The sequence below is a fragment of the Fundidesulfovibrio sp. YSD1 genome (assembly GCF_055397115.1).
In genome coordinates this window covers 2,071,280-2,093,739 of sequence record NZ_AP043666.1, presented here as the reverse complement: position 1 = coordinate 2,093,739, position 22,460 = coordinate 2,071,280, and the positions used below count along the sequence as shown (strand labels likewise).

The following is a 22,460-nucleotide window of genomic DNA, read 5'->3' as shown; positions in this document are numbered from 1 at the left end:
GTGATGAGAGAATTCAGTATTTGAAGTGGGGCTCTGCCCCACGCCCCGCCAGGGGGCATGGCCCCCCTGGACCCGCAAATGGGCTTCGCGGGCTTCACCCTTGCCGTGACGTGCCGCGTTCATGGACACCGGTGAACGGCGCGAAGCTACCGGGGGCGCAGGGGGATCATCCCCCTGCCGGGAGAGGTTCGGAGAGGGCGGCGCCCTCTCCGATGAGAGGTGACGCATGTTGTGGGACCGCCACGACCTGGAGCGCTTCGAGCGCTGGCTGGCCTCGCCCAGGGGGGCCTTCGCCCTGTCGTGCGAGTGCCGCCTGCTGGAATGGCTGGCCAGGGCGTGGCCGCGGCGCGGGCGCACGCTTCTTGAGGTCGGCTGCGGGCCGGGGTACTTCCTGGAGTTCTTCCACAGGGCGGGTTTCGACGTCACCGGGTTCGACAAGTCCCCGGTGATGCTCGAGGCCGCGCGCCAGCGCCTGGGCGACTCGGCGGACCTGAACCTGGGCGACGCCCACGCCCTGCCCTACGACTCCGACTCCTTCGACTACGTGGCCCTGCTCACCGTGCTGGAGTTCGTCGAGGACCCGCGCAAGGCCCTGGCCGAGGCCGCGCGCGTGGCTAGGCGCGCGGTGATCGTGGGCTACGTGAACCGCTTCTCCTTTTACCGGCTCTCGGCCAGGAGCCACGGCGTGCTCAGCCAGGCGCGCTGGTACACGCCCTGGGGGATGCGTTCCCTGGTGCGCTCCGTGGCGGGCCCGGCCCCGGTCAACGAGGGCAGCGTGCTGCCCGGGCCGGAATGCACGTGGCGGCACGGGTTCCCCCTCTACGGCCTGGGCGGGGCCGTCCTGCCCGTGCCCGTGGGCGCGTACTGCGCCCTCTCGGCCGACCTGACCTGCGAGGCGCCCCTGACCCCCATCGCCTCCTTCGCCGGGGCCCAGCCGACAAAGAGTTTTTGACAACATGAGGGCTTGGGGCTAACAGCCCTCTTTTGCCGGGCGCTCGCCGCCTGAGGGACATCTATGGAAAAAATCCAGAAAATCAAAGGTTTCGCGGACTTGCTCCCCGAGCAGGCCCAGGTGTTCCACCACCTGGAGCAGACCGCCAAGCAGGTCTTCGCCCGCTACGGCTACAAGGAAGTGCGCCTGCCCGTGCTCGAGCGCACCGAGCTCTTCTGCCGCTCCATCGGCGAGGAGACCGACGTGGTCCAGAAGGAGATGTACACCTTCCCGGACCGCAAGGGCCGCTCCCTGACCATGCGCCCCGAGGCCACGGCCGGGGTGGTGCGCGCCTACGTGGAGAACGCCCTGAACGTGAAGGAGGAGCTGACCAAGCTCTACTGCGCCGGGCCCATGTTCCGCTACGAGCGCCCGCAGAAGGGCCGCATGCGGCAGTTCCACCAGATCAACGTGGAGGCCTTCGGCTCCCCGTCCCCGCTCCTCGACGCCGAGATGCTCTTCATGCTGCATCACTTCCTCGACGAGGCGGGGATTGCCGACATCTCGTTCGAGCTTAATTCACTTGGGTGCCCGCAGTGCCGCCCGGCCTACCAGAACGCGCTGAACGAGTTCTTCCGGGGCTTCGACGCGGGGCAGCTCTGCGAGGACTGCATGCGCCGCAAGCTGACCAACCCGCTGCGCGTGCTGGACTGCAAGGTGCCCGGGTGCAGGGAGCTCACCCGCTCGGCCCCGCTCATCTCCGACTACCAGTGCCCCGAGTGCCGCGAGCACTTCGACACCGTGACCGGGCTTCTGGACAAGGGAGAGCTGGCCTACACCCTGAACCCGAGGCTCGTGCGCGGGCTTGACTACTACGTGCGCACCACCTTCGAGGTCACCTCGGGCAAGATCGGCTCGCAGTCGGCCGTGGCTGGCGGCGGGCGCTACGACGGGCTGGTCAGGACGCTCGGCGGGCCGGACCTGCCCGGCATGGGTTTTGCCTGCGGCATGGAGCGCCTGGCCCTGCTCCTTGGCGACATGGCCCCGCCCGCGCCGGACTTCCACCTCGCGGTGCTCGGCGAAAATGCCCTGAACGAGGGGCTCCTTCTCGCCCAGAAGCTTCGCGCGGCGGGAATCGCCGGAGAGTGCGCCCTGGCCGCCAGGTCCGCCAAGAGCCAGATGCGCCAGGCAGGCAAGTCCGGCGCGCGGTTCTGCCTGATTCTCGGCGACGCCGAGCTCGAGGCCGGAACCATCGTGGTCAAGGACATGACGGCGGGGACCCAGGAAGTGGTCTCCCGCGACAAGATCGTCGAACATATTTGCAAGTAATCACTGGAGCTTACGCCTCATGGACCAGACTCTTTCCGCCGACGATGCCCCCCGCGCCACCGATCCCCTCGGGGACTGGAAGCGCACCCATTCCTGCTGCCAGCTCACCGCCAGCGACGTCGGAGCGGAAGTCTGCCTCATGGGCTGGGTCCAATTCCGCCGCGACCACGGCGGGCTCATCTTCGTGGACCTGCGCGACCGCGCGGGCCTGACCCAGGTGGTCTTCAGCCCGGACCACGCCCCCGAGGCCCACTCCCGGGCCCACGTGGTGCGCTCGGAGTACGTGCTGGCCGTCAAGGGCCTGGTGCGCCCGCGCCCCGAGGGCATGGCCAACCCTGGCATGGTCACGGGCGAGGTCGAGGTGGTGGTCAACGACTGGAAGCTCTTGAACACCGCCAAGACCCCTCCCTTCACCATCGAGGACCGCGTGGACGCGGGCGAGGCCCTGCGGCTCAAGTACCGCTACCTGGACCTCAGGCGCCCCAAGCTGGCCCAGAACTTCATCCTGCGCTCCAAGGCGGCCCAGAGCGTGCGCCGCTACCTGGACGGCCTCGGCTTCCTCGACGTCGAGACGCCCATGCTCACCAAGTCCACGCCCGAGGGCGCGCGCGACTTTTTGGTGCCCAGCCGCGTGAACCAGGGCCAGTTCTTCGCCCTGCCCCAGTCGCCGCAACTCTTCAAGCAGCTCCTCATGGTGGCGGGCATGGAGCGCTACTACCAGATCGTCAAGTGCTTCCGCGACGAGGACCTGCGCGCCGACCGCCAGCCCGAGTTCACCCAGATCGACATTGAGATGAGCTTCGTGGACGAGGCCCAGGTCATGGACATGGCCGAGGACATGGTCCGCACCGTGTTCAAGGAGTGCCTGGACATCGCCCTGCCCGACCCCTTTCCGCGCATGACCTACGCCGAGGCCATCCGCGACTACGGCCTGGACAAGCCCGACATCCGCTTCGCCCTGAAGCTCACCGACGTCACGGACATCGTGCGCGGCTGCGAGCTGCGCGTGTTCGCCAAGGCCGAGCTGGTCAAGGGCCTCAAGGTCGAGGGCGGCGAGACCATGACCCGCAAGGAGATCGACGAGCTCACCGAGTTCGTGAAGATCTACGGCGCCCAGGGACTGGCCTGGATCAAGATCCGCGAGAACGAGTGGCAGTCGCCCATCGCCAAGTTCTTTTCCGACGCCGAGCGCGCGGCCCTGGCCGAGCGCCTGGGCCTGAAGGTGGGAGACATCGTGTTCTTCCAGGCCGGGCCTGCGGACATGGTCAACACCGCCCTGGGCCAGCTGCGCAACCAGCTGGGCGAGCGCCTGGGGTTGATCGACGAGGAGGCCTTCAGCCCCCTGTGGGTCACCGATTTCCCGCTGCTCGAGTACGACGCCGACGAGAAGCGCTGGGTGGCCAAGCACCATCCCTTCACCTCCCCCAAGGACGGGCACCTCGAGGCGCTCAAGTCCGACCCGGCCGGGGCCCTGGCCCGGGCCTACGACATGGTGCTGAACGGCTACGAGATCGGCGGCGGCTCCATCCGCAACCACACCCTGGAGAAGCAGTCGGCCATGTTCGAGGCCCTGGGCATCGACGCGGCCGAGGCCGAAGACAAGTTCAGCTTTCTCTTGAACGCCTTGCAGTACGGCGCGCCCCCGCACGGCGGCATCGCCTTCGGCCTGGACAGGCTGGTGATGCTCATGTGCCGCGCCAAATCCATCCGCGACGTGATCGCGTTCCCCAAAACACAGAAGGCCACCTGCCTCATGACCGAGGCCCCGGGCGAAGTATCCACCAAGCAGCTCCGCGAGCTTGGCATCAAGCTCAGGGAGAACGTGGCCAAGGACGGCGCATAGAAAATGGCTCTCCCCATCCTCAAGTACCCCAACCCCATCCTGGCCCAGAAGGCGGCGGAGATCGAGAAGGTCACCCCCGAGATCCGCAAGCTGGCCCATGAGATGGCCGAAACCATGTACGAGAACCGCGGCATCGGCCTGGCCGCCCCCCAGGTGGGCCAGTGCTGCCGCCTGATCGCCGTGGACGTGTCCGGCCCCGAGGAGCGCAACGAGCTGATGTTCCTGGTCAACCCCGTCATCGTCTCCCGCGAGGGCGAGATGGAGGACGAGGAAGGCTGCCTCTCCGTGGTCCAGTTCCGGGCCAAGGTGAAGCGCTCCGAGAAGGTCGTGGTCAAGGCCCGCGACCTGGACGGCAACGAGGTGGAGGTCCCCGCCGAGGGGCTTCTCGCCGTCTGCCTCCAGCACGAGATCGACCACCTCGACGGAGTCCTCTTCATCGACCGCATCAGCCGCCTCAAGCGCGCGCTCTACGAGGGCAAGGTGAAGAAATGGATGAAATCGAAGAAGCCGGACGCCTGAGGCTCGTCTTCATGGGCACGCCGGACTTCGCCGCCGCCGTGCTCGCCAAGGTGCTCGACGCGGGCGCGGCCCGGGTCGTGGGCGTCTACACCCAGCCCGACCGGCCCTGCGGCCGGGGCCACAAGTGCCAGCCCTCCCCGGTGAAGCTCCTGGCCCTGGAAGAGGACCTGCCCTACTACCAGCCCCTGAACTTCAAGGACCCCGCCGCCGTGGCCGAACTGGCGGCGCTCAGGCCCGACGTGCTGCTGGTGGCGGCCTACGGGCTCATCCTGCCGCAGTCCGTGCTGGACGTCCCGAGGCTCGGGCCCTGGAACGTTCACGCATCGCTTCTGCCCCGGTACCGGGGGGCCGCGCCCATCCAGCGCGCCATCATGGACGGGGAGAGGCAGACCGGCGTGACCATCATGCGCATGGAGGCGGGCCTGGACACCGGCCCCATGCTCTTGAAGCACGCCATCCTCATCGGAGCCGACGAGACCGCCGGTACCCTGCACGACCGCCTGGCGTCGCTCGGCGGAGACATGGCCGTGGAGACGCTGAAGCTTCTCTCCGGGGGCCCCGTGCACCCCGAGCCCCAGGACGGCTCCCAGGCCACCTACGCGGCCAAGCTCACCAAGGAGGACACCCAGATCGACTGGGCCAGGCCCGCCTCCCAGGTGCACGACCACATCCGGGCCATGCACCCAAGGCCGGGCGCCTTCTTCTCGGTGGAGTTCCCGGGCGAAAACCGCCAGATTCGCCTTCAGGCGAGTCCTGGCAGCTTCTTGCCGGGGTTGCCCCCGGACACGCCCCCAGGACGCATCCTGGGGCTTTCTGGAGGCCTGCTTCAAATCGCCTGCGCCGATGGCATCTATCAGATTCCATCGGTGAAGCCCGAGGGCAAGAAATTCATGGACGCCCAGGCCTTCGCCTGCGGCTACCTGAACAAGATCGACTGCAACCTTCCACTGGTCTGCCCGCCGCCCGCCCATCTTCTCCAGCAGGTGCGGCTGCCCGGCACCTGATCGCCACGGGGCTTTTCGCCTCCCTATGCAAACGCGTCCAAAGGGTTTATTTCAAGCACGCATGGAAAAGACCGAGTCCTCGCGCAAGCGGCTCTTCATCGGCCTGATCGGGGCCACTTCCCTGGTGGTCTGCGCCATCCTGGCCGCGCTCTGGATCGTGCCCACCATCGGGCTCGAGAACATTCACCCGGCGGCCCCGGCCGTCTGGGGCGCGGTGATGGCCCTGGTCATCGCCGTGGTGCTCTGGGCTGGCCTCGGGCTCGTGCTCTCCATAGCCGCCGGGCGCACCCTGCCCATGACCAAACGCCTGCGCGGCGTGACCATCAAGCTCTTTTTGCCCCTGATGATCATCCTGGCCAGGCTCATCGGCATCTCGAAGGAGCGCGTGCGCAACTCCTTCATCAAGGTCAACAACGAGTTGGTGCTTGGCGAGGGCAAGAGCTACAAGCCCGGCGAGATCCTGCTTCTTTTGCCGCACTGCCTGCAATCGAGCACCTGCGCCATGCGCCTGACCTACGATATCAACAACTGCAAGCGCTGCGGGCTGTGCCCCGTGGCCGGGCTCCTGGCCCTTTCCGAGGCCTACGGCGTGCACATGGCCATCGCCACGGGCGGCACCATCGCCCGGCGCATCGTGGTCCAGAAGCGCCCGAGGCTCATCTTGGCCGTGGCCTGCGAGCGCGACCTGGCCAGCGGCATCCAGGACACCTACCCCCTGCCCGTGTTCGGCATCCTGAACGAGCGGCCCAAGGGACCCTGCCTGGACACGCTGGTGCCGCTGGACCAGCTCGAGCACGCCATGCGCCACTTCCTGCGCTCCGAAGCCCCGCTGGTCTGCGCCAGCCCCCTGATCCGTCCGACCCTCCCCTCTCTCAAGTGAAGCAAACAAATTCCCCCCTGCCGCCGTCCCGGTCCGCCGCGCTCACGGCCATCGAACAGACCCTGCCCCTCTCCGGTAAGCCCGGGCAGGACCTCCAGGCCGCCCTGGACAACGTGCTGCGCTCCCTTCAGGACCCGCGCGACAGGGGCCTGGCCACGGAGCTGGCCTACGGGTTCATGCGCCACAAGCTGCGCCTGGAGCATCTGGCGCGCGTGCACCTGGCAAAGCCCGAACACACCCACGCCTTTGTTCTGCGCGTGTGCGCCCTGGCCGCCTACGAGCTCTGCTTTCTCGATTCCGTACCCGCCCACGCCACGCTCTCCTGGGCTGTGGAGGCCGTGAAGGCCAGGCTGGGCCAGGCTCAGGCAAACGTTACCAACGCCGTGCTGCGCAAGGTCCAGGCCCTCGGGGCCGAGGCGCGCGAGCCCGGGTTCTACCGGCGCACCACAGGCAGGGAGCTCGAGTTTTTGTGCGTCTGGCACTCCTGCCCCGCCTGGCTCGTGAAGCTCTGGGAGGGCGATTACGGCCAGGACCGCACCCTGGAGCTCCTGCACGCCCAGACCCTGCCCCCGCTGACGGGCGTGCGCGTGAACATGGCCAGGCCCGGGGCCCACGACCTGTTCGCCCGGCTGGAAGCCGCCCCCGGGAGGCTTGCAAGCCTCAAGCCCTGGCTCGGCTTCGCCCCCGGCCGCCAGGAGGGCCTGGAGGGCCTTGGCGACCTCGAATCGAGCGGTCTGGCCTCGCGCCAGTCCGCGGCAGTGGGCGACGCGCTTTCGCGCCTCGGGGCGGGAGATTGGCCTGGTCCGGTCTGGGACGCCTGCTCGGGCCGTGGCGGCAAGACCCTGGCGCTTCTTGAGATGGGCCACGAACGCGTCCTGGCCAGCGACCCGAGCCTCAAGCGGCTGCGCGCCGTGTCCGGCGAGGCCTCGCGCCTTGGGCTGCGGGCTCCGCTGGTCTTCAGGGCCGACGCGGCCCATCCGCCGCTTCGCCCCACCTCGGGGACCATCCTTCTGGACGCGCCCTGCTCCGGCCTGGGCGTTCTTTCGCGCAGACCCGACGCCAAGTGGAAGCGCACCCTTGCCGACGTGGACACCCTGGCCGCCCTGCAACGCCGGATCATCGACGGCTGCGCCCAGGCGCTCACGTCCGGCGGGACGCTCGTCTACATGACCTGCACCCTGACCCGTGCCGAAAACGACCAGCAGGCCGCGCACATCGAATCCCTGGGGTTCTCGCGCGTGGCCCTGACCGAGCCTTCCGTGGCCAGCGGGCTGAGGGAGTTCTTCTGGGGCGGGGTCTGGCGGAAACGCTGACGTAAGACGATCGTATTACGAATCGAAATCAGTAGCCGGAATAGCTTCGCAGGTCCTTCACGCGGTCCTCGGTCATCTGGGCTTCCAGCTTCCTGCGGACCACCACCGCCTCGGCCGGGCTGCCAGCGGCCCTTCCAGCCAGGGCCGACTCCGCGTCGCGCCAGAGCACCCAGGCCTCCTGGGCCTTGCGCACGGCGGCCGCGAAATCCTTGTCTTCCGACTCGAGGAGCGCCCCGTAGACGTCGTTGAGCTCGCGCTGCGCCGCGCGCAGGCGAAGGTTGGCGCACTCGGCCACGTCGGACGGCGTGGCCGGGGAATCGCAGTTCTGGGCCGCCGCAGGGCCCGACCAGAGCACGGCCCAGGCCAAGAGCCCGGAGGCGAGCGCCATCGCAGCAGGGCCGCGACGCAAGGCGATCACGCGCTTCGCCTCCCGCGCGAACGCTCGTTCACGAAGGGGGGGCCGCTCAGTCACCGAGTTCGTCCGGCCCGGGCCGCGTGCCTTCGGCCCTGTAGAGCTTGAGGCGCTCCAGGTGATCCATCTTGTCCCTGAGCTCCAGGAACTTGGCCACGAATTCCTCCACGTGCTCCGCCGGGATGACGAACTCCCCCCCGCTTCCCCTGGTGACGTAGGGGAAGTGCTCTTCCAGCACGCCGTCCTTGCACAGGTAACCGGCCATGGGTTCGCAGCCCTTCTTCATTCTGCCTCTCCTTTCGCCACGGTGAGCCTGTCCACCACGGCCGCGTAGTAGCCCTCGCCTTCCCCGATCCGGGCCGCCCTGCCCCCGTGGCGGGCGAAGCGCGCCTCGATCACCTGGAGCTTCTGCATCTGCCTGAGCTTGAGCCGCTCGTCGGGATTGGCGCCGAGCATCCCTTCCAGCGTGGCGGGCATTGCCCCGGCCTTGACCTCGTCCAGGTAGCCCCCGTTCTTGAGGAGCTTCCAGGCCATGCGCAGTTCCTCGGGCACGTTGGCATCCTCTTCCAGGTCGAGCGGGCGGCCCTTCCCCGGCAGGTCCTCGAACTCGCCGCGCTCCATGGCCTCCCTGATGCGCTGTTCTGCCACGATTGCGATGGCCGCGATCATTTCGCGCCCCTCCCGGCCGCCTGCGCGCGCACCCAGGCAGCCGCCGCGCCGGACACCTCCGAGACCGCCCTGGCACCGGCGTCCGCGATGGATGGGGCGTCCAGGCGCGCGAGCGCCTGCGAGGAAGTGAACTGTGCCGCGCCCACCGGCTTGCCGCCGCTGCCTTCCCAGAGCTGGTACTGCGCCGAGACTTCCACGGCCATGGACTCTTCCTGCACGGTGAACCCCGTGACTAAGCCCGTTACCGAGTAGCGCACGTCACTCCCCGAGCGCACCGGGGTAACGGCCGCAAGCCCCTCCGTGCAGTTGAGCGCCCCGGCCAGGCCCTGCTCGAGCATCCTGCCGGGCGCGGCCTCCCAGTACCAGCGTAGGCTGGGGCTCATCACGCGGCCCTTGGCCAGCATGACGGCCTGCCTGTCCAGGGCCTCGGCCGTGTCGAAACGCTTGATGCCGACGCCCACCGCCCCGGCAGCGCCTTCCATGCGCTCGCAGCGCTGGGCCTGGGGCGAGACGCGCAGGTATTCCTCCACCGGCCCGGGCTTGCCCAGGCACCCGCCCAGCACGACCACGGCCAGGACGGCCGCCATACGCTTGATCATTTCGCGCGCTCCCGTGGTTTCTGGATCACTTCCCAGGGCCGCTCCCTGAGCCTGGCCGAAAGCTGCTTGAGGTCGGAACTCAGCCGGTCCACGTTGTCCAGGATGTCCTCGATGCGCTCCTGGTCGTGCAGCACGGCCTTGCGCACCGAATCGGACAAGGCACCCACCTGCTTCACTTCCTTGCGGATGTCCGTGAGCGTGGCCGAGAGCTCGGCCCGGATGGCGTCCACGGCCTTGTCCAGGCCCTTGATGGTCTTGGCGGCCTCGTCCGCGGCCTTGCCGCCGCTGGCCGCGAGCTTGCCGAAATCCTTGCTCACGCTCATGGCCGCCTCGCGAAGCTCGGTCACCAGCTTGGGCGCGGATGCCAGCACCTCGGCGATGCGCGCCGAGTTCTCGCTGGTGAGCACCGTCTCCAGGCTCATGGCGATGCGCTCGAGCCTGGGCTTCAAGTCCGCGAGTATCTCGCCCGCCATGCCCGCCAGCTGCGAGATGTCCACCGTTTCCACCGAAGGGATGAACGCCCCGGGCAGAATCCGCTCACCGAGCGTGCCCTGCGGATCCAGGAACACGTAGTAGTCGCCCACCAGCCCCTTCTGGGCGATGCGCGCCACCACGCCCTCGCGCAACTCCACGGCCTCGGTGAGCCCCACCACCACGCGGATCTTGGTGGGGTCCTCCTCGTCCACGCCGATGTGCACGATGCGGCCCACGTCCAGGCCGCCGTACTTCACGGGCCTGCCCGTGGAGAGGTCCTTCACGCTCTTGAAGCGGATGTTGTAGTAGGAGAGTTCCTCCCAGAACCGGTAGCCCCCGAGCACAACCACGAACGCGCCCAGGATGGCCAGGCACAAGGCGATGGCCGCGCTGGCCTTGACGGTATCCTTCACGTGAGCTTTCTTGGAGAACACAGCCCGCCCCTTTGATTACGAACCGTATTACGTATCCGAGTTGTTGCCGTTGCGGCCCCTGTTGGGCTCGCGGTTCAGGAACTGCCGCAGGAACGGGTCCTGGCTTTCCTTGAGCTTGCCCGGCTCGCCCTGGAACACCGCGACCCCCTTGTTCAGCACCACCACGTGGTCCGCGATGGTGAACACGCTCTGCAAGTCGTGCGAGACCACCACGATGGTCATGCCGAAGGCTTCCTTGAGGTCCATTATCAGCCTGTCCAGGTCAGCCGCCGTGATGGGGTCCAGCCCGGAGGTGGGCTCGTCGCAGAGCAGCACGCGCGGGTCCAGGGCCAGGGCCCGGGCGAGCCCGGCACGCTTGCGCATTCCTCCCGAGAGCTGGTTCGGAAAGTAGTCCATGAAGGGCTCCAAGCCAACCAGCGAGAGCTTGAGCCGGACCACTGTCTCGATGATGTCCTCGTCCAGGGCCGTGTGTTCGCGCAGAGGCAACGCGATGTTCTCGCACAGCGGCAGCGACCCCAGGAGCGCGCCGTCCTGGAAGAGCACGCCCATCTTGCGCCTGATCTCGCGGAGTTCCTCGGGTACCAGCGCGTAGAGGTCCGAGTCGCCCAGCAGCACGCGCCCGCTCGTGGGCTGCAGAAGCCCCAGGATCGCCTTGAGCAGCGTGGACTTTCCCCCGCCCGACCCGCCCAGGATCACGCTGATACGTCCCTTGGGCAGCACCGCGTCAACGTCGCTCAGCACCGTGCGCGAGTTGTACCCCACCGTTACGTGGTCCAGCCTGATGTCCGGCGGCTCGTGGTTGGTGGTCCAGGTCAGGCTCATGGTCAGCGGGAGACGTAGGTGAGGGCGGTGAAGAAGAGGTCCAGGAGCACGATGAAGAAGATGGACTGCACCACGGACCGCGTTGTGCGGTGGCCCACGTCCAGCGCGCCTTCCTTTGCCAGGTATCCCTGCCAGCAACCGATGAGCGTGATGGCCAGCCCGAAGGCCAGGCTCTTGACCAGGCCCGAGGCAAGGATGCGAAGCGAGATGAAGCTGGCGGTCTGCTCGTAGTAGCCCGAGGCCGAGAGGTCCAGGACCATCACCGAGAAGATGCCGCCCGCCAGCACGCCCGTGAAGTCCGCCCAGAGCGTGAGCAGGGGCGTCATGAGCACCATGGCCACGCACTTGGGCCAGACCAGGTAGCGCACGGAATCGAGGCCCATGACCTCCAAGGCGTCGATCTCCTCGGAGATCTTCATGGTGGCGATCTCGGCCGTGAACGCGGCCCCGGCCCGCCCCGAGAGGATTAGCGCGGTGAGCAGCGGTCCGAGCTCAGCCACGATGCTTATGCCCACGAGGTTGGCCACGTAGGAGAGCGCGCCGACCTTTTCCAGCTGCGCAGCGGCCTGGAGCGCTAGGATGATGCCCGTGCAGGAGGAGATGACGCTGACGATGGGCAGGGAATCCGAGCCCACCCAGGCGAAGTGCCGCCAGCACTGCCAGCTCATGTAGGGCTTGCCCGTGAAGGGGCGGCGCAGGCAGCCCAGGAGCCTGTTGACCAGCCAGATGAATTGATCGAACTCGCTGGCCGCCACAACTTCTCCTAAATGCCGAAGAGCTCGCCGATCTGCGTGAGCGTGAAGAGTTTCTGAACCTGGTTGGAAACCGCGACCACCCGGATGGAGCGCTGCTTTGCCCTGACGAGCTTGCGCACCTCGATGAGCACGGCCAAGCCGGAGCTGTCGATGTAGGACAGGTCCGCCAGATCCACGAGCAAGTCGCCGTCCTTGTCCGCGACGTGCTCCTTGAGCCAGTCCCTCACGTCGAGCGAGTTGGTGAAATCCACCTCGCCGCCGATCTTCACGACGCCTGAGGAATCATCGACCTGCACGGTCCAGGGAGTCTTCTGGTCCTCAGCCATGGTTGCACCACCTCATTCTATGGCCAGCCATTTTTCGACTTCCGGCGGAGAAAGCCGGGACATGGCCGAAAGTACGTCCTGCCGCGTGGCAGCGGCGGTGCCGACCAGCCCCACCACGATGCCCGCGGCGTAATTGGCGAGAACGGTCGCGGTGAGAAGCCCGATGCCCGCGCCGTAGGCCAGGGCCAGCACGGAGATGACCGTGTCCCCCGCGCCCGTGACGTCGAACACGCTCCTGGCCACGGTGGGCACGTGGAACACCCTGCCGGGGCGCTCGAACACGGCCATGCCCTCGGCCCCCAGGGTGACGCACAGGCCATTGCAGCGAAGTTTCTTGAACAAGGCCAGCCCGGCCTTGAGCACGCCGTCACGGCCCTTGGCCGCGACCCCGGCCATCTCGCCCGCTTCCTTGGCGTTGGGCGTGAGCAGGTCCGCCCCGGCGTAGAGCTGCGCGTTGACCACCTTGGGGTCCACCAGCACGGCGGGCTTGCCCGGCAGGCCGAGCACGGCCTCCATCACGGCCTTGCTGACAACGCCCTTGCCGTAGTCCGAGACCACCACCGCCGAACAGCCCTCGGCTTCCTTGCGCACCAGCTCCACAAGCGCTGCCAGGCCACCGCCCGCGAGCTGTCCGCTCTCCTCGCGGTCCACGCGCAGCATCTGCTGGTTGCGGGCGATGATGCGCGTCTTGATGGTGGTCTTGCGCTTCTTGTCCACCACCAGTTGGCCGGAAATGCCCTCGCGCTCCAGGAGCGTCCCCACGGCGCGGCCCGGGTCGTCGTCACCGACGACGCTCAAAAGGACCGGCTTGCCGCCAAGTGCCGCGATGTTGCGGGCCACGTTGCCCGCACCGCCCAGCAGGTGGCGCTCCTCGCGCACGTGCACCACGGGCACCGGCGCCTCGGGCGAGATGCGCTCGGCGTCGCCGGAGAGGTAGTGGTCGAGCATCACGTCCCCGACCACGAGCACGCGCACCCCGTCGAGCCTGCGCAGGGCGCGCGCCAGTTCGTCCCCCTTGGCGGAAAACTCAGTCATCAGGCAATCCCCAGGCTTCAAGCAACGCCTGAAGCTCGGCCTGGGAGGAATAGGCGAAGGTGATCTTGCCCTTGGCCTCGTCCCCGCCGATCTTCACGTTGGACTTGAATTTGTCGCGCAAGCGCACGGCCAACCCGTTCAACTCCTGCGAAAGCGGCTGCCTGCGCCGCTTCTGGGCCGGTTCCCGCTCCGGCCGGGGTTTGCCTCCCTCCTCGGGCAGGGCTCCGGTCTGCTTCCAATGCGCGGCCAGGTCCTCGGTTTCGCGCACGGACATTCCCTGCGTGCTCGCGCGCCGCCACAGTTCGATCTGGGCGTCCACGTCCCCCACGGAAAGAAGCGCTCGCGCGTGCCCGGCGGTGATGGCGTCCTTGAACAGGCTCTCCTGGATGACTTCGGGCAGTTGCAGCAGGCGCAGGCTGTTGGCCACTGCGGGCCTGCTCTTGCCCACCTTCTGGGCCAGGGCTTCCTGGCTCAGGCCGAAGGTCTTCTGGAGCTGGTCCAGACCCTTGGCCTCTTCCAGCGAGTTCAGGTTCTCGCGCTGAAGGTTCTCGATCAGGGCGATGGCCAGGCTCTGCTCGTCCGTGACGTCGCGCACGATGGCTGGAATCTCCGCAAGGCCCGCGAGCCTGCTGGCGCGCAGCCTGCGCTCTCCCGCCACGAGTTCGTAGGGGATGCCCGGGGCGTTGGAGGGGCGCACCATCACCGGCTGCAGGACCCCCTGCTCCCGGATGGAGTTGGTCAGGTCCTCCAGGGCGGCGGGATCGAATTCCAGGCGCGGCTGCCGCGGGTTGGGCCGGACGTCCTCCAACTTGAGCATCACGACCTCGGGGTTGTCCCTGCCCACGGCCATTCCGCCGAGCAGCACGTCCAATCCCCTGCCCAAACCTTTCGCTCCAGCCATTGCGGCGACCTCCTCCGAGACATCCGCGACGCTTGACATCGCGTGTGAACCTCTTACCCTCAAGCCTGCTCTGAAAGCAACCGCAAGCACGGGCTTTCACGGCTTTATCACCTTCATGGAGGTCCAGCGTGCCCGGATTCACCGAACACTTCCAACCCCTTTACGACCAGGACCGCAATCTTCTGGGCGTCTGGCTGAGCCCCGAGCTCTGGGCCAAGGCTGAAAAGGCCCTTTCGCCGGTTATCGACAAGGCCCTGGATGAACTCTCCCCCACCGCCAAGCCCGAACCTCCCGAACCCATCAAGGACTGGGAACTTCTGGCCCAGTACTGGGATTTCCAGTACCCCCTGCCCACGGACGTCGCCTGCGAGGCTTGCGGAGCCAAAACCGAGGACTGGCAGGCCGACGAGCCCCGCAAGTTCCGCCTGCGCGCAGCGAGCATGGGCGGCTTGGTCAACTTCGAATGCATGGGCTGCCGCGCCAGGATTCTCAAGAAGCACTTCAAGAAGCACGTGGACGTGGAGTGCCGTCCCTTCGTCCAGAAATAACCCTGCGCATCCATCCTGCATCTCGGCCCGGGCTTTCCCGGCCTTACACGCGCAAAAAACAAACAGCCCGGCGGACGAAAGTCCACCGGGCTGAAATGTTTTCGAAGATGTCCGGCCTAGACCGGCATCCGGCAAACGATCTCCCGGGCCAGCCCCAGGTACGCCTCCGCCCCCTTGGACCGGACATCGTACCCGATCACGCTCATTCCGTGGCTGGGCGCCTCGGACACGCGCACGTTCCTGGGGATGAGCGTCTCGAAGTGATGCCTGGGGAAGCACTTCCTGATTTCGCGCTTCACATGGCGGTTCAGCTTGTTGCGGCCGTCGTACATGGTCATGACCACGCCCAGCAGCTGCAGGCGCGGATTGAACCGCCTGCGCACCAATTCGAAGGTCTTGAGCAGCTGGGCCACTCCCTCCAGGGCGTAGTATTCGCATTGCAGCGGCACGAGCAGTTCGGTGGCCGCGCACAGGGCGTTCAGGGTGACGAGGCCCAGCGAGGGCGGACAGTCCAGGAGGATGAAATCGTACTTCTCGTCGAGCACGCGCACCACTTCCTTGAGGAAGTTCTCGCGGCCCTGCTTGTCCACCAGCTCGATGTCTGCGGCCACAAGGTCAGAAGTCGAGGGGAGGACGTGCAGGTAGGGCATGCTGGTCTCGTAGACAGCATCCCAGGCCTTCTGGGGCTCGTAGAGTACGGAGTAGAGGTTTTCCGCGACCTTCTCTGGATAGATTCCCAGGCCGCTCGATGCGTTCGCCTGCGGATCGCAATCGATGAGGAGGGTTTTCTTCTCCATCACCGCCAGGGCGGCGGCCAAGTTCACGGCCGTGGTGGTCTTGCCCACCCCACCCTTCTGGTTGGCGACAACAATGCATCGGGCCATTCGCTCCGATCCTCCGGTTTATCCCGGATGTTTCACGTGAAACAACCTAGGCTTTGTATGTCCGATGGCAGTAATCCTGAGCGTCCTGCAGGGAATCGACCAGACGGATAGCGTCCTCGCGTTTCCCTTTCTTGACGGTCTGGAGAAGTTGATTGGCAAGATGGGCAAAATCTTCGGCTTCCCCTACCCAGTCCTCATCCGCCTGCACATGAAGCTGTGTGCTCAAGCGAACGAACTGGTTCACGAGCTTTTCGTCGGGAAGCTGGCCATCCTGGACAAGATCGAGGATTTTCTGGAACGTATCCTCCAGAGAAGCTTTTAAAACGCGGAAATCCATCTCCGTTTACCTTCAAGGTCTGTTACATGTTCGATTGCCTCTGCGTTAGTAAGGAACACGCAGAAGACTGTCAACAGAATCATATCTTGTAATAGTCTTTATACCAAGCCACGAACTGTTCTATTCCGCGTTCGATGGGCGTGGAGGGACAGAACCCGACGTCCTTCATCAAGTCGTGCACGTCGGCGTAGGTCGCGGGCACGTCTCCGGGCTGCATGGGCAGCATGGACTTCTGGGCCTTCTTGCCCAGGGCGTTCTCCAAAGCCTCGATGTACGCCAGAAGCTCCACGGAATTGTTGTTGCCGATGTTGTAGATGCGGAAAGGACAAATGCTGGACCCGGGATCAGGGCTGTCCCCGTCCCAGGAGGGGTCGGCCTCGGGAATTCGCATGGCGATGCGGGTCACGCCCTCGACTATGTCGTCGATGTACGTGAAATCGCGCTTCATCTTGCCATGGTTGAAAACCTGGATGGGCCTGTCCTCGACGATGGCCTTGGTGAAGAGGAAGAGCGCCATGTCCGGCCTGCCCCAGGGGCCGTACACGGTGAAGAACCGCAGGCCGGTGGTGGGCAGCCCGTACAGGTAGCTGTACGAGTGGGCCATAAGCTCGTTGGACTTCTTGGAGGCGGCGTACAGGCTGATGGGATGGTCCACGTTGTCGTGCACCGAAAAGGGCATGCTGGTGTTCAGGCCGTACACCGAGCTGGACGAGGCGTAGACCAGGTGCTGCACGGAGCTGCGCTTGCAGCACTCCAGGAGATTGGCGAAGCCCACGATGTTCGACTGGATGTAGGCCGCCGGATTCTCCAGGCTGTAACGCACGCCTGCCTGTGCAGCCATGTTCACCACGTGGGTGAACTGGTTGGTGGAGAACAGGTCGTCCATGGCCGAAGCGTCGGACAGGTCCAGCTTGATGAAGGTGAACTGTTCGTGCTTCTTGAGCAGCTTGAGCCGGTCTTTCTTGAGGGCGACGGAATAATAGTCGTTGAGGTTGTCGATGCCGATAACCGGATGGCCAAGTTCCAGAAGCCTCTTTGAAACGTGGAACCCGATGAATCCGGCAGCGCCGGTGACAAGAAATTTCATGAGCAGGCCTCAAGCATCTGGCGATAGTGTCATTGTAAACAACAGGCAGGTTTTCGGGAATGATGTGCGTGGTACTGAGGGGATCGTCCGTTTGTCAAGCATTGGGCTCAAAGCAGTTCCAGAAGGCGTGAGCGCAATTGCTGGATGAACTGGTCGTATTGCCCCTTGGTCATGCCGAGAAGGGTCTCGGGTGACGGTTGGTGCAAGAAAACGCGCGATCCGTCAGGACCGGACGACGATGCGGAGGCAACGAGCGGGTTTGACGGGGACGAATCGAACACGAGGACCACTCGCGGAGAAATCGTGTCCAGGTGGCTGAAGAAATCAGCGAGGTGGACGCTCTGCCCTTCCCCGCACGGAAAGCTGTACGGCAAGAAGCCGAAGGTGCCCTTCTCGAAGCCGAGCACACCCAACAGGCTGCGCCACAAGAGGCCACGCCTGCTGTCGGGGGTGCCGACGAGGTCCTGCCCGAGGCCGGGATAGGTGATCAGGCCCAGGGGGCGTGGCGGCAGCTTCGCGAGTACCGCCCCCCAAGGGGGCATAAAGCCGGGCGCGGGCGCGAAAGACACCGCTGAAGATCCGGGAGAAGCGTTTGCCTGGGCCGCGCCGGCCGGCTGGACAGAGGCCTGGCGGACGGGCTGCGCAGGCTCGGCGCCGTGAATCGGCACGGTCTCGGAAGTGGCTTCGGGTTCAGCGACAGGGCCGGGAAGCACGTGGCGGATGCCGGCCAGGCGCAGCACCCGCTGCTGCTCGCTCAGTGCAAAAGGTGCGTGGTCCATTCAAGGAGCCTCCAGGCCACCTCGGTCTTGGCCAGCTGCGGCCACTGTTCGCTGCGGCCGGAGGAATCGACCACGATGACCTGGTTGGTGGCGGAAGCGAAGCCGCTGCCAGGGGCCGCGATGGAATTGGCCACCATCATGTCGCAATTCTTCTCCTTGAGCTTGAACGCGGCGTAGGCGGCCAGGTCGCTGGTTTCGGCGCAGAAGCCCAGGAGCTTCTGCGAGGGCTTCTTGTTCGAGCCCAGGGTGCGCAGGATGTCCGGGTTGATGGTGAAGGCGATCCGGAGCTCCTCGTCCTTGAGCGTGCGCTTCTTGAACTTCTCCTCACCGTGCGGCACGGGCGAGAAATCGGAGACGGCCGCGGTCATCATCCCTATGTCCATGCCGGGCCAGAGCTCCATGCAGGCGTCGAACATCTGGCGCGCGGTGTTCAGCGCGATGCGCTTGATGGACCCGGGCAGCCAGAGGTCCACAGGGCCGTGCACGACGGTGACGTCGGCCCCGCGCAGCCAGGCGGCCATGGCCAGGGACGCGCCCATGAGCCCGGTGGACGGGTTGGACCAGTAGCGGGCCGGGTCGAAGTATTCGCGGGTTGGCCCGAGCGTGACCAGCACCTTCGATCCCTGCATGTCCTGGGGGGTCATGGAGCGCATCACACTGGCCACGATGTCCTCCAGGGGAACCAGCCTGCCCTTTCCCTTCTCGCCGCAGGCCATGGCCCCGGAGCAGGGATCGAGCACGTTGACCCCATACCCCCGCAAAAGCGCGAGGTTGGCTTGTGTCGGCTTTGCGTCCCAAAGACGGGGGTTCATGGCCGGGGCAAGGATCAAAGGCCCCTGAAAGGCCAAACTTTGCGTTGACAAAATCTCGTCCGCGATGCCGTGGGCCAGCTTGCCGATGATGTTGGCAGTGGCCGGGGCGATGACCATGCAGCGGGCCTGCTGCGCAGGCTCGAGATGGCCGAAGGCGCTGTCCTCCCCGTCCCACATGGCCGAATAGACGTGCTCGGCTCCCAGGGCCTCGAAGCTGAGCGGCGTGACGAACCGGGCGGCTGCCTCGGTGAGGGTCACGCCCACGATCAGCTCGAGCTCCTTGAACATGCGCAGAAGCTCGAGGGCCTTGTACGCGGCCACGCTGCCGGTGACGCCAAGCTGAATGCGCTCGCCGTGGTGGATGGGGAAGAGGAGGTGCTTTGGCAACATGAAGCGATCATGCGCGAGGCGCGGGCCTCTGTCAAAGGGTGAGGCCGTTGCCTTCAGGGCGTGAGCGCGGCCGCCGAAACCGGATCGCGCGTGACGAGCCCCTTGGCCATCTTCACCAGGACCTCGTTGCAGAAAAGCTCGATCTTCGCTGGCTCGTCCACGATCTCCACCACGATGGGAAGGTCCTCGGACAGGCGCAGTATCTTCGCGGTGTGGATCTCGCTGTGCCCGCCGAAGCCCATGCTGCCGCGAAACACGGTGGCCCCGAGCAATCCCCTGGCGTGGGCGGCCTTGACGATGAAGTCGTAGGCTGCCGCGCCCTCGATGCGGTCGTACTCACCGGTGTAGATGCGCAGCCTCTCGAACTGGCGAAATTCCATCAGACGACCCTCCCCATGAGCACACCGGCGTAGAAGGCGGCGAAGCCGAGGACGTTCTGCCCGGCGAGGTTGGCGGCCAGGGCGAGCCACTGGCCGTCCCCGGCCATGCCGGAAGACTCGAAGATGTAGGTGGAGAAAGTGGTGAAAGCCCCCATGAAGCCGGTGAGGATGACCACGCGCGCCTCGCCTGAGATGGCGAAACGCTCCTCGGAAAGCACCCAGACCAGGCCGAAGAGCAGGCAGCCCAGGATGTTCACGGCCCAGGTGCCGAAGGGGAAGTCCGCCCCGAAGAGTCTCTGCACCGCTCCGCCGAGCCAGTAGCGGGCCAGGGTGCCGGCGGACCCGGCGAGGGCGATGAGGAGGAGTTTGCGGGCCATTGGGTTGTGCCTAGCGCGCCGGGCCCGGCGAGGCAAGGGTGAAAGGCGCGAAGCTGAAAGCTGGAGTCCGGGGGGAGAAGCCTCCCCCCGGGCGGGGTACGGGGCAGCGCCCCGCTTATTGACTTTCTACGCTTCCTCTTTCCCGGCTCCCTCTCCGTTGGAGCCCTCGACGATGTCGAAGCCCACGGCCTGGATACCTTCCTCCATGGCCACCAGGGTCACGCCCTGGGCGGCGCGGCCGACGTTGCGCACCTGGCCCACGGGCACTCGGATGATCTTGTTGGCCGAGGTCAGCAGCAGGAGGTCGTCGGTGTCGCACACGGAGCTCGCGCCGATGACGTGGCCGGTCTTCTGGGTGACCTTCATGTTGATCACGCCCTTGCCGCCGCGCGTCTGCAAGCGGTAGTGCTCCACGTCCGTGCGCTTGCCGAAGCCGTTGCTGGACACGGTGAGCACTTGGTTCCTGAGCGGGTCGCCGAAGACCACACCCGAGGCCACGCGGTCCTTGCCCACAAGGGCGATGCCCTTCACTCCCGCCGCGCTTCTGCCCATGGGGCGCACGTCCGAGACGCTGAAGCGGATGCCCTGGCCGTACTCGGTGGCGAGCAGGATCTCGGCGTTGACGGGCACTTCCTTCACGTCCAGGAGCTCGTCGCCGTCGTTCAGGTTCACGGCCCTGATGCCGCCCACGCGCACGTTCTTGTACAGGTCGATGCCCGTGCGCTTGACCATGCCCTTGCGCGTAACGAACAGGAAGAAGCGGTCCGGCGTGAACTCGCGGATGGTCAGCGCCGTGGCCACGAATTCCTCCTTGTCCATGGGCAGGAGGTTGGCGATGTGCATGCCCTTGGCCGTGCGCGAGCCCTCGGGCACCTGATGCACCTTGAGCTGGTGCATCTTGCCCAGGTTGGTGAAGAGCAGCAGGTACTGGTGGTTGGTGGTGGTGCAGAAGCTCTGGATGAAGTCCTCGGCCGAGGTGTGCACACCGGCGATGCCTTTGCCGCCGCGGCGCTGCTGCTGGTAGGTGTCCAGCGGGGTGCGCTTGATGTAGCCCCTGCGCGAGAGCGTGATGACCACGTTCTCGTCCGGGATCAGGTCCTCGATGTCGATGCCTTCCAGGCTCTCGAGGATCTCGGTGCGCCGGGGCGTGGCGTACTTGTCCTTGAGCTCGGTGATCTCGTCGCGGATGACGCCGCGCAGCACCTCGTCGTTCTCCAGGATGGAGCGCAGGTACTCGATGAACTTGAGGAGCTCCGCGTACTCTTCCAGCAGCTTCTCGCGCTCGAGGTTGGTGAGCCGCTGCAGGCGCATGTCCAGGATGGCCTGGGACTGGCGCTCGGAGAGCGAGAAGCGCTCCATGAGCTTTTCCTTGGCTTCCTGGGGCGTCTTGGAAGCGCGGATCAGGCGCACCACCTCGTCGATGTTGTCCAGCGCGATGCGCAGGCCTTCCAGGATGTGCGCGCGCTCCTCGGACTTGCGCAGGTCGAAGCGCGAGCGCCGCAGGATGATCTCCTTGCGGTGGTCCAGGAAGTGCTCGAGAATCTGCTTGAGGTTCAGAAGCGCCGGGCGGTTGCCCGCAACCACCAGCATGTTGATGCCGAAGGAGGTCTCCAGCGGCGTGAACTTGTAGAGGCTGTTGATGACGATGTCCGGGATGGTGCCGCGCTTGAGCTCCAGGACCACGCGGATGCCCCTGCGGTCGGATTCGTCGCGCAGGTCCGAGACGCCGTCGATCTTCTTCTCGTTGACGAGCTGGGCGATCTTCTCCACCAGGGAGGACTTGTTCAAGGCGTAGGGGATCTCGCGGATGACCACGAGCTCCTTGTCCTTCTTGAACTGCTCGATCTCCACCCTGCCCCTGATCTTTATGGAGCCGCGCCCGGTGCGGTAGGCGTCGGTGAGGCCCTGACCGCCGAAGATGGCCCCGGCCGTGGGGAAGTCCGGGCCGGGCACGCAGGCGATGACCTCGTCCACGGAGCAATCGGGGTCGTCCAGGATGGTCAGCATGGCGTCGCACAGCTCGCCCAGGTTGTGGGGCGGGATGTTGGTGGCCATGCCCACCGCGATGCCCGCGCTGCCGTTCAGGAGCAGGTTCGGCACTTTGGTGGGCAGGACAGCGGGCTCGTCGAGAGAGTTGTCGTAGTTGGGCCTGAAATCGACGGTCTCCTTGTCGATGTCGGCCAGGAACTCGCTGGTGATGCGGGACATGCGCACTTCGGTGTAACGCATGGCCGCCGCGGCGTCGCCGTCGATGGAGCCGAAGTTGCCCTGGCCGTCCACCAGGGGGTCGCGCATGGAGAAGTCCTGGGCCAGGCGCACCAGGGCGTCGTACACGGCCGAGTCGCCGTGCGGGTGGTATTTGCCGATGACGTCGCCGACCACGCGCGCGGACTTCTTGTAGGGCCTATTGTAGGTGTTGGAGAGCTCGTGCATGGCGAAGAGGATGCGCCGGTGCACGGGCTTGAGCCCGTCGCGCACGTCCGGGATGGCCCGGCCCACGATGACGGAGAGCGAATACTCCAGGTAGGACTTCTTGAGTTCTTCTTCGATGGATATCTGGTCGAGCACGTGTGCCTCGTGTGCAATGTTTTTCAGGCAGGCCGCCCCCCTACCCCCGACA

26 protein-coding genes are annotated in these 22,460 nt (G+C 66.1%); 8 read left to right on the top strand and 18 right to left on the bottom strand.

The window, feature by feature from the left end; all coding sequences use genetic code 11:
* Positions 1–226 precede the first annotated feature (226 nt).
* The 7 genes from ACZ5V4_RS09775 to ACZ5V4_RS09745 all read left to right on the top strand — a co-directional run bounded on the left by ACZ5V4_RS09775 (position 227) and on the right by ACZ5V4_RS09745 (position 7,819).
* Positions 227–952, top strand: a complete 726-nt coding sequence (locus ACZ5V4_RS09775; RefSeq protein ID WP_464314665.1) for a class I SAM-dependent methyltransferase — start codon at positions 227–229, stop codon at positions 950–952.
* 63 nt (positions 953–1,015) lie between these two features.
* The gene (gene hisS / locus ACZ5V4_RS09770) at positions 1,016–2,260 is read left to right on the top strand and encodes a histidine--tRNA ligase (RefSeq protein WP_464314664.1); all 1,245 of its coding nucleotides are present in this window, start codon (positions 1,016–1,018) and stop codon (positions 2,258–2,260) included.
* A 19-nt stretch (positions 2,261–2,279) separates the two neighbouring features.
* Positions 2,280–4,103 carry an aspartate--tRNA ligase gene (gene aspS / locus ACZ5V4_RS09765; protein ID WP_464314663.1) on the top strand — a complete coding sequence of 608 codons (1,824 nt, stop codon included), beginning with the start codon at positions 2,280–2,282 and terminating at the stop codon, positions 4,101–4,103.
* Positions 4,104–4,106: 3 nt separating this feature from the next.
* Positions 4,107–4,622, top strand: a complete 516-nt coding sequence (def, locus tag ACZ5V4_RS09760) for a peptide deformylase (RefSeq protein WP_464314662.1) — start codon at positions 4,107–4,109, stop codon at positions 4,620–4,622.
* Positions 4,592–5,626: a methionyl-tRNA formyltransferase gene (gene fmt, locus ACZ5V4_RS09755; RefSeq protein ID WP_464314661.1), complete on the top strand. Its 1,035-nt coding sequence runs from the start codon at positions 4,592–4,594 to the stop codon at positions 5,624–5,626. The genes def and fmt overlap by 31 nt, the downstream gene beginning before the upstream one ends.
* A 61-nt stretch (positions 5,627–5,687) precedes the next feature.
* Positions 5,688–6,506: a DUF116 domain-containing protein gene (locus tag ACZ5V4_RS09750; RefSeq protein ID WP_464314660.1), complete on the top strand. Its 819-nt coding sequence runs from the start codon at positions 5,688–5,690 to the stop codon at positions 6,504–6,506.
* On the top strand, positions 6,503–7,819 hold the full coding sequence (locus tag ACZ5V4_RS09745; protein ID WP_464314659.1) for a transcription antitermination factor NusB: 1,317 nt from the start codon (positions 6,503–6,505) through the stop codon (positions 7,817–7,819). Before ACZ5V4_RS09750 ends, ACZ5V4_RS09745 begins: the two co-directional genes overlap by 4 nt.
* A gap of 28 nt (positions 7,820–7,847) precedes the next feature.
* Here ACZ5V4_RS09745 and ACZ5V4_RS09740 read toward each other — a convergent pair whose 3' ends face one another.
* Genes ACZ5V4_RS09740 through ACZ5V4_RS09695 form a run of 10 tightly spaced genes read right to left on the bottom strand, consistent with a single transcriptional unit; the run spans position 7,848 to position 14,246 of the window.
* Positions 7,848–8,237 (bottom strand): lysozyme inhibitor LprI family protein, encoded by a 390-nt coding sequence (locus tag ACZ5V4_RS09740; RefSeq protein WP_464314658.1) that lies wholly within the window; start codon positions 8,235–8,237, stop codon positions 7,848–7,850.
* A gap of 46 nt (positions 8,238–8,283) precedes the next feature.
* The gene (locus tag ACZ5V4_RS09735) at positions 8,284–8,517 is read right to left on the bottom strand and encodes a hypothetical protein (protein ID WP_464314657.1); all 234 of its coding nucleotides are present in this window, start codon (positions 8,515–8,517) and stop codon (positions 8,284–8,286) included.
* Positions 8,514–8,900 carry a DnaJ family domain-containing protein gene (locus ACZ5V4_RS09730; protein ID WP_464314656.1) on the bottom strand — a complete coding sequence of 129 codons (387 nt, stop codon included), beginning with the start codon at positions 8,898–8,900 and terminating at the stop codon, positions 8,514–8,516. The genes ACZ5V4_RS09735 and ACZ5V4_RS09730 overlap by 4 nt, the downstream gene beginning before the upstream one ends.
* Positions 8,897–9,499 (bottom strand): ABC-type transport auxiliary lipoprotein family protein, encoded by a 603-nt coding sequence (locus tag ACZ5V4_RS09725; RefSeq protein WP_464314655.1) that lies wholly within the window; start codon positions 9,497–9,499, stop codon positions 8,897–8,899. The genes ACZ5V4_RS09730 and ACZ5V4_RS09725 overlap by 4 nt, the downstream gene beginning before the upstream one ends.
* The gene (locus tag ACZ5V4_RS09720) at positions 9,496–10,386 is read right to left on the bottom strand and encodes an MlaD family protein (RefSeq protein WP_464314654.1); all 891 of its coding nucleotides are present in this window, start codon (positions 10,384–10,386) and stop codon (positions 9,496–9,498) included. The genes ACZ5V4_RS09725 and ACZ5V4_RS09720 overlap by 4 nt, the downstream gene beginning before the upstream one ends.
* A 48-nt stretch (positions 10,387–10,434) precedes the next feature.
* Complete coding sequence (locus ACZ5V4_RS09715) at positions 10,435–11,229, bottom strand: ABC transporter ATP-binding protein (RefSeq protein ID WP_464314653.1); 795 nt, start codon at positions 11,227–11,229, stop codon at positions 10,435–10,437.
* 2 nt (positions 11,230–11,231) lie between these two features.
* Positions 11,232–11,984, bottom strand: a complete 753-nt coding sequence (locus ACZ5V4_RS09710) for an MlaE family ABC transporter permease (RefSeq protein ID WP_464314652.1) — start codon at positions 11,982–11,984, stop codon at positions 11,232–11,234.
* Positions 11,985–11,992: 8 nt separating this feature from the next.
* A complete protein-coding gene (locus ACZ5V4_RS09705) occupies positions 11,993–12,310 on the bottom strand; it encodes an STAS domain-containing protein (RefSeq protein ID WP_464314651.1) in 318 nt (105 codons plus the stop codon).
* A gap of 12 nt (positions 12,311–12,322) precedes the next feature.
* Positions 12,323–13,345, bottom strand: a complete 1,023-nt coding sequence (locus ACZ5V4_RS09700) for a bifunctional heptose 7-phosphate kinase/heptose 1-phosphate adenyltransferase (protein ID WP_464314650.1) — start codon at positions 13,343–13,345, stop codon at positions 12,323–12,325.
* A complete protein-coding gene (locus ACZ5V4_RS09695) occupies positions 13,338–14,246 on the bottom strand; it encodes a ParB/RepB/Spo0J family partition protein (RefSeq protein WP_464314649.1) in 909 nt (302 codons plus the stop codon). The genes ACZ5V4_RS09700 and ACZ5V4_RS09695 overlap by 8 nt, the downstream gene beginning before the upstream one ends.
* 128 nt (positions 14,247–14,374) lie before the next feature.
* On the opposite strand from ACZ5V4_RS09695, the gene ACZ5V4_RS09690 reads away from it, so the two are divergent.
* Positions 14,375–14,794, top strand: a complete 420-nt coding sequence (locus tag ACZ5V4_RS09690) for a hypothetical protein (RefSeq protein WP_464314648.1) — start codon at positions 14,375–14,377, stop codon at positions 14,792–14,794.
* 116 nt (positions 14,795–14,910) lie between these two features.
* Here ACZ5V4_RS09690 and ACZ5V4_RS09685 read toward each other — a convergent pair whose 3' ends face one another.
* The 8 genes from ACZ5V4_RS09685 to gyrA all read right to left on the bottom strand — a co-directional run bounded on the left by ACZ5V4_RS09685 (position 14,911) and on the right by gyrA (position 22,408).
* Entirely contained in the window at positions 14,911–15,678 is a 768-nt protein-coding gene (locus ACZ5V4_RS09685; protein ID WP_464314647.1) for a ParA family protein, read from the bottom strand.
* Between the two features lie 46 nt (positions 15,679–15,724).
* Complete coding sequence (locus ACZ5V4_RS09680) at positions 15,725–16,015, bottom strand: GAK system XXXCH domain-containing protein (protein WP_464314646.1); 291 nt, start codon at positions 16,013–16,015, stop codon at positions 15,725–15,727.
* Positions 16,016–16,094: 79 nt separating this feature from the next.
* Positions 16,095–17,102 carry an NAD-dependent epimerase gene (locus ACZ5V4_RS09675; RefSeq protein WP_464314645.1) on the bottom strand — a complete coding sequence of 336 codons (1,008 nt, stop codon included), beginning with the start codon at positions 17,100–17,102 and terminating at the stop codon, positions 16,095–16,097.
* Between the two features lie 107 nt (positions 17,103–17,209).
* Positions 17,210–17,881 carry a hypothetical protein gene (locus ACZ5V4_RS09670; RefSeq protein WP_464314644.1) on the bottom strand — a complete coding sequence of 224 codons (672 nt, stop codon included), beginning with the start codon at positions 17,879–17,881 and terminating at the stop codon, positions 17,210–17,212.
* Positions 17,857–19,083, bottom strand: coding sequence for a bifunctional phosphopantothenoylcysteine decarboxylase/phosphopantothenate--cysteine ligase CoaBC (gene coaBC, locus ACZ5V4_RS09665; RefSeq protein WP_464314643.1), 1,227 nt, complete (start codon positions 19,081–19,083; stop codon positions 17,857–17,859). Before coaBC ends, ACZ5V4_RS09670 begins: the two co-directional genes overlap by 25 nt.
* A gap of 53 nt (positions 19,084–19,136) precedes the next feature.
* Positions 19,137–19,463: a DUF190 domain-containing protein gene (locus ACZ5V4_RS09660; RefSeq protein ID WP_464314642.1), complete on the bottom strand. Its 327-nt coding sequence runs from the start codon at positions 19,461–19,463 to the stop codon at positions 19,137–19,139.
* Positions 19,463–19,840 (bottom strand): fluoride efflux transporter FluC, encoded by a 378-nt coding sequence (locus ACZ5V4_RS09655; RefSeq protein ID WP_464314641.1) that lies wholly within the window; start codon positions 19,838–19,840, stop codon positions 19,463–19,465. Before ACZ5V4_RS09655 ends, ACZ5V4_RS09660 begins: the two co-directional genes overlap by 1 nt.
* 126 nt (positions 19,841–19,966) lie before the next feature.
* Positions 19,967–22,408 carry a DNA gyrase subunit A gene (gyrA, locus tag ACZ5V4_RS09650; protein WP_464314640.1) on the bottom strand — a complete coding sequence of 814 codons (2,442 nt, stop codon included), beginning with the start codon at positions 22,406–22,408 and terminating at the stop codon, positions 19,967–19,969.
* Positions 22,409–22,460 lie beyond the last annotated feature (52 nt).

What these genes read in the sequence shown, in the direction of transcription:
- ACZ5V4_RS09775 (WP_464314665.1), top strand. Translation starts at nt 227, where the DNA reads ATGTTGTGGGACCGCCACGACCTGGAGCGCTTCGAGCGCTGGCTGGCC.
- hisS (WP_464314664.1), top strand. Translation starts at nt 1,016, where the DNA reads ATGGAAAAAATCCAGAAAATCAAAGGTTTCGCGGACTTGCTCCCCGAG.
- aspS (WP_464314663.1), top strand. Translation starts at nt 2,280, where the DNA reads ATGGACCAGACTCTTTCCGCCGACGATGCCCCCCGCGCCACCGATCCC.
- def (WP_464314662.1), top strand. Translation starts at nt 4,107, where the DNA reads ATGGCTCTCCCCATCCTCAAGTACCCCAACCCCATCCTGGCCCAGAAG.
- fmt (WP_464314661.1), top strand. Translation starts at nt 4,592, where the DNA reads ATGGATGAAATCGAAGAAGCCGGACGCCTGAGGCTCGTCTTCATGGGC.
- ACZ5V4_RS09750 (WP_464314660.1), top strand. Translation starts at nt 5,688, where the DNA reads ATGGAAAAGACCGAGTCCTCGCGCAAGCGGCTCTTCATCGGCCTGATC.
- ACZ5V4_RS09735 (WP_464314657.1), bottom strand. Translation starts at nt 8,517, where the DNA reads ATGAAGAAGGGCTGCGAACCCATGGCCGGTTACCTGTGCAAGGACGGC.
- ACZ5V4_RS09730 (WP_464314656.1), bottom strand. Translation starts at nt 8,900, where the DNA reads ATGATCGCGGCCATCGCAATCGTGGCAGAACAGCGCATCAGGGAGGCC.
- ACZ5V4_RS09725 (WP_464314655.1), bottom strand. Translation starts at nt 9,499, where the DNA reads ATGATCAAGCGTATGGCGGCCGTCCTGGCCGTGGTCGTGCTGGGCGGG.
- ACZ5V4_RS09715 (WP_464314653.1), bottom strand. Translation starts at nt 11,229, where the DNA reads ATGAGCCTGACCTGGACCACCAACCACGAGCCGCCGGACATCAGGCTG.
- ACZ5V4_RS09705 (WP_464314651.1), bottom strand. Translation starts at nt 12,310, where the DNA reads ATGGCTGAGGACCAGAAGACTCCCTGGACCGTGCAGGTCGATGATTCC.
- ACZ5V4_RS09700 (WP_464314650.1), bottom strand. Translation starts at nt 13,345, where the DNA reads ATGACTGAGTTTTCCGCCAAGGGGGACGAACTGGCGCGCGCCCTGCGC.
- ACZ5V4_RS09695 (WP_464314649.1), bottom strand. Translation starts at nt 14,246, where the DNA reads ATGGCTGGAGCGAAAGGTTTGGGCAGGGGATTGGACGTGCTGCTCGGC.
- ACZ5V4_RS09685 (WP_464314647.1), bottom strand. Translation starts at nt 15,678, where the DNA reads ATGGCCCGATGCATTGTTGTCGCCAACCAGAAGGGTGGGGTGGGCAAG.
- ACZ5V4_RS09680 (WP_464314646.1), bottom strand. Translation starts at nt 16,015, where the DNA reads ATGGATTTCCGCGTTTTAAAAGCTTCTCTGGAGGATACGTTCCAGAAA.
- ACZ5V4_RS09675 (WP_464314645.1), bottom strand. Translation starts at nt 17,102, where the DNA reads ATGAAATTTCTTGTCACCGGCGCTGCCGGATTCATCGGGTTCCACGTT.
- ACZ5V4_RS09670 (WP_464314644.1), bottom strand. Translation starts at nt 17,881, where the DNA reads ATGGACCACGCACCTTTTGCACTGAGCGAGCAGCAGCGGGTGCTGCGC.
- coaBC (WP_464314643.1), bottom strand. Translation starts at nt 19,083, where the DNA reads ATGTTGCCAAAGCACCTCCTCTTCCCCATCCACCACGGCGAGCGCATT.
- ACZ5V4_RS09660 (WP_464314642.1), bottom strand. Translation starts at nt 19,463, where the DNA reads ATGGAATTTCGCCAGTTCGAGAGGCTGCGCATCTACACCGGTGAGTAC.
- ACZ5V4_RS09655 (WP_464314641.1), bottom strand. Translation starts at nt 19,840, where the DNA reads ATGGCCCGCAAACTCCTCCTCATCGCCCTCGCCGGGTCCGCCGGCACC.